A 4,451-nucleotide genomic window follows, 5' to 3' on the forward strand; every position below is an offset into this window, starting at 1 on the left:
GGGGTTTTAGGGGCAGAGCCCCTAGGTGGTTTGTTTCTTTGAAAAGAAAAGAAATTATTTTAAAATCTAAGATTTTATGGTATACTAAATTTGTTATTTAAAGGAATAATTATGGTTAATTTGGATATAAGACTAAAAGCGGTGTATAATATGGCGGAAAAGTGCGATACATTTTTAGATGTAGGTTCTGACCATGGGTACCTTCCGCTTCATTTAATAAAAAATAATATAATTAATAAAGCTGTAGTCAGTGATATAAATCAAGGACCTCTTAATAATGCAAAGGAAAACTTTGAAATGCATAAAATGGGAGATAAGGCTAATTTTATACTCACAGGCGGACTTAGAGATATAGATACGACGGATATAGACGCGGTCTCTATATGCGGTATGGGCGGAGAGCTTATAATAAATATCCTTGAAGAGGATAAAATAAAGGCTAAAGGTTTTGATTATCTCATACTTCAGCCTATGAACAGCGTAAACCTCCTTAGGAAGTATCTCTATGAAAACGGCTATAGAGTTATAAAAGAAGATTTGGTAAGAGACAAACACCACTTTTATAATATATTAAAAGTCATACCTGAGAAAGATGAGAGAAAATTCGATGAGATATTCTTCGACTTGGGATTTGGACTATTTGAAGAAGGAAATAAAAATTTTATTGATTATATAGATTACAAAATAAGAGTAAATAAAAAGATAATAGAAAATTGTAAAAGTAAAAATTCCCAAAATGCCAAAAAGGCAGGGGAAAAAGCGGATGATTATATAAATAGGCTGGAAGGGGTAAAAAAAGATTATGAGAGTAAAAGATGTAATAGAGTATATTAATGTATTTGCAAATGAGAGTTTTCAGTATGAGTGGGACAACTCGGGATTTCAGCTGGGAAACAGGAACGATGAAGTCAGAAGGATACTTATAACGCTTGATATCACAAACGAAGTGATAGACGAAGCAATAAGAGAACACTGCGATATGATAATATCACATCACCCTTTGTTCTTTTCCACATCAATGAATATCGAGCAGTCCAGCATTAAAGGGGACATGATATTCAAGCTTATCAAGAACAACATCAATGTCTATTCTGCTCATACTCCTATGGACGTTTCTACCATAGGTCTTAATATGTTTATGGCTAAAAAGCTTGGACTAAGCGAAATAGAGCCTTTGGAGAGATATGTAAGCGATAAGTGCGAAGACGATGCAAACTTATTCGGTCTCGGTGCGGTAGGTAACTTGGATACAAGGATGCCTGTTAATATCGACGGACTTTTAAAGAAAGTCAAAAAGGCTTATAACACAAATGTATTAAAAGTAACGAACAATTATAACACTCACGGAATTTTAAGCAAAGTAGCTCTTTGTACAGGAGCGGGCGGAGATTTGCTTGAAATGGTCAAGGAAAAAGGTGCAAAAGTATTTATAACTTCTGATACAAAGTACCACGAAATGCAGGAATTCGTGGATAATGATATCGTACTTATAAATGTAGGTCATTACAATGCGGAAATTTGTTTCCTTGAGATAATGAATGAACTTCTAAAGATGAAATTCCATGAAATAGAACTTATCAAGTCCGAAGAAAAGAACGTGGAAAGCTTCGCTTATTTCGTTTAAGCAGGGGTAAATAAATGAGTGATAATAAGAAAATAATGCCATATATAACGGGATTTATTTATTCCTTTATATTTGGCATTTCTTTTGCCTTTACCAGCGAAGTACTTACGGTTCTGCACCCTCTTCAGCTTCCTGCGGTCAGATTTTTGTTTGCGGCTTTATTCATAACAGTCCTTTATTTCTTTGGTGCATTCAAGCTAAGCTATAAAGGGAAGGATATGAAACCTTTGATACTCCTTGCCATGTTTGAACCTTTACTGTATTTCATCTTTGAAACCTACGGGGTCAAGCTTACGACTTCTTCTCTTTCCGGAACTATGATAGCGACTATACCCGTTGTCGTATGTATCCTTGCAGTGATTTTTTTAAGGGAGAGACCTTCCTTTTTGCAGTGGGTATTTATCGTGCTGTCGGTCATAGGCTCTGTTATAGTCGTAACAGGTTCGGGGAGTTCTGGAAGTAATACTTCCGAGATGATAGGTATATTATGTCTTCTCGGAGCGGTCGTTTCGGGTGCGGGATATAATATAATGAACAAGATAGTCTGCGAAAAGTTTACAGCTATAGAAGTCACATTCTTTATGATGTGGTTTGCGGCAATCACTTTCGGGATCATCTCAATATTTTATTCCAAAGGCTTCGGGGGATATATCGCTGCTTTTACAAATGTAAAGGTACTTTTGATATTACTGTACCTCGGAACAGTATCCTCTGTGCTTGCATTTTTCTGTTATAATTTTACCCTGCATAATCTTCCCATAGCACCTGCTGCAGCATTCGCAAATCTCATTACAGTGATTTCCGTAATTGCGGGAGTGTTCGTAAGGAAAGAACCTTTTACCCTCATTCAAATGCTCGGAGCGGCGATAATCGTGGCAGGCGTGTTCGGAGTGAATTTGTTGGGAAATGATGAGAATGATGGGCTGTCTGAATTTGAGATTGAGAGTTAATAAAGTAATTCAATGTAAATAAAAAAGCAGGGAATATCCCTGCTTTTTTATTTAAAATCTTTCTATTGCTATCCAATAAATAACTGGTAAACATTGAACCGATGAATTATTAAGATATCTTATTTGAAATGTATTTTTTTCTATATCTATTGTATGAACTGAAAAAGTAGCGCTACCCAATGCTTTGTTTTTACTAGTTGAATATGGTGTAATAAAAATTCTCGGTGGTTTGCTAAATGAAGTTCCATTAGGGAAAATCACTGTTATATCGTCTTTTGCATTGGGTTTTACTATAAATTGTGGATTTTGTCCATGAATTATGTTTTTAGGAATATAATTTTTAGTATCAACTGCACTGATAGTATTGTTTTCATAAATAGAAACGTTAACACCAGCAGTGAGCTTATTCTGTTTTGTTTTATTGGCTGTCTTATGGATACCATTATGAAATATTATTAAAATATCTTATCGTAATTTAAATTATTTATAAACTATGTGTACAGTAAGTTATTTTTCTGCTTTTTATTTTAAATGTAACTTTTATAGAGAATAACTATAGGATGTACATTTCTTATGGCTGTTTGTTTTTATTTTATTTAAGGTGTTTTTTTTGATTATTCTTTATAAATCTAAATATTTTTTTAATATTTTCGTCCAAAAATAAAGCACGTTTATTTTCGTTATATTTCACAGATATCATTTTATAGTGCTGTATCAAAGTTTATAAATAAAAAAAGTTTAAGCTTACTAGGTGATGATTATCATTATAATATTCATTAATTAAAAATCAATAAAATCTAAATTCTGAAAATTTTATGTTAAATATATTATATTAAATCATAACATTAAAATTTTCTTAAAAAACATTGGTTACCTTGTTTTTTTATCATTAACTGACTATAATTGTTGTTTAATGTAAAATTACAAGTCAAAATTTATTTAAAGATTAAAATGAACTTAAATGAAAAATTGGTGTTATCGAGAAAAGGTCTTGACTTAGGAAGAACTTGTTTCTTACTTATATATCATTTTCATGGTGTGGTTTTGATTGATTGAAATATAACTTGATTTGCGGAGGTAGAAAATGAAATTAGCTAAAAATAGTTTTATATGTTCGGGGATATTATTTGCACTGTTTGCGGTTTTTACTTTTATGGTAATAAAGGTAGATGTCAGTGCGTCAGGACCAAATCAGTCCATGGTAGGTCTGTCTGCTGTCAATAAGTTTATCTTTGACAGTGTGGGGGTGAACGATATATGGTACAAAATGACTCAAATTCTTGGTGGTATTGCAATACTTACCGCGTTTGGTTTTGGTGTTTTGGGACTTGTTCAGCTAATCAAAAGAAAGAGTTTATTCAAGGTAGACAAGGATATTTTGCTTCTTGGCGGATTTTATCTTTTAATAATAGTAGTTTACGTTTTGTTTGAACATCTTACTATTAATTACAGACCGATACTCATAGACGGTAACCTTGAAGCTTCCTTCCCGTCCACTCATACAATGCTTGCGGTATTCATCATGTCAACTGCGATATATCAGTTCCACAGCAGAATAAAAAATAAGAATCTCAGATATACTGCCGAAGGGGTATCATCCGTAGTTCTCGTACTGACCGTTGTCGGTCGTCTTCTTTCCGGTGTTCACTGGTTCACCGATATAGTATCCGGGGTGATTATTTCTTTTGCATTTGTGATGTTATATTATGCTTTTGTAAAAAGTTTTAATTAGGGGCGTTGCCCCTAAAACCCCTTATAAGGGACTCCGTCCCTTACACCCTCTTGCAGGGCTCCGCCCTACGACCCGCCAATATTTTTCTAAAGATAAAAATATTGGATAAAAATCTTTCACTCAATCGCCGTGATGGCTCTTAACG

At 33.7% G+C, this 4,451-nt stretch carries 4 protein-coding genes; all 4 read left to right on the top strand.

The genetic code is table 11. From position 1 onward, the window contains the following. Positions 1–111: 111 nt before the first annotated feature. The 4 genes from NSA01_RS09680 to NSA01_RS09695 all read left to right on the top strand — a co-directional run bounded on the left by NSA01_RS09680 (position 112) and on the right by NSA01_RS09695 (position 4,306). Complete coding sequence (locus tag NSA01_RS09680; RefSeq protein ID WP_257481255.1) at positions 112–834, top strand: tRNA (adenine(22)-N(1))-methyltransferase; 723 nt, start codon at positions 112–114, stop codon at positions 832–834. Beyond that, the gene (locus NSA01_RS09685) at positions 803–1,624 is read left to right on the top strand and encodes a Nif3-like dinuclear metal center hexameric protein (RefSeq protein WP_007049019.1); all 822 of its coding nucleotides are present in this window, start codon (positions 803–805) and stop codon (positions 1,622–1,624) included. Before NSA01_RS09680 ends, NSA01_RS09685 begins: the two co-directional genes overlap by 32 nt. A 14-nt stretch (positions 1,625–1,638) precedes the next feature. Next, positions 1,639–2,574, top strand: coding sequence for a DMT family transporter (locus tag NSA01_RS09690; RefSeq protein WP_257481256.1), 936 nt, complete (start codon positions 1,639–1,641; stop codon positions 2,572–2,574). Between the two features lie 1,084 nt (positions 2,575–3,658). After that, complete coding sequence (locus tag NSA01_RS09695; RefSeq protein ID WP_257481257.1) at positions 3,659–4,306, top strand: phosphatase PAP2 family protein; 648 nt, start codon at positions 3,659–3,661, stop codon at positions 4,304–4,306. The last annotated feature ends 145 nt before the right edge of the window (positions 4,307–4,451 follow it).

The sequence above is a fragment of the Anaerofustis stercorihominis genome (assembly GCF_024623185.1).
In the GTDB taxonomy this organism is placed as follows: Bacteria; Bacillota; Clostridia; order Eubacteriales; family Anaerofustaceae; genus Anaerofustis.

Bases quoted from the DNA above. Each gene is read 5' to 3' on its own strand.
- NSA01_RS09690 (WP_257481256.1), top strand. From the start codon at position 1,639: ATGAGTGATAATAAGAAAATAATGCCATATATAACGGGATTTATTTAT.
- NSA01_RS09680 (WP_257481255.1), top strand. From the start codon at position 112: ATGGTTAATTTGGATATAAGACTAAAAGCGGTGTATAATATGGCGGAA.
- NSA01_RS09685 (WP_007049019.1), top strand. From the start codon at position 803: ATGAGAGTAAAAGATGTAATAGAGTATATTAATGTATTTGCAAATGAG.
- NSA01_RS09695 (WP_257481257.1), top strand. From the start codon at position 3,659: ATGAAATTAGCTAAAAATAGTTTTATATGTTCGGGGATATTATTTGCA.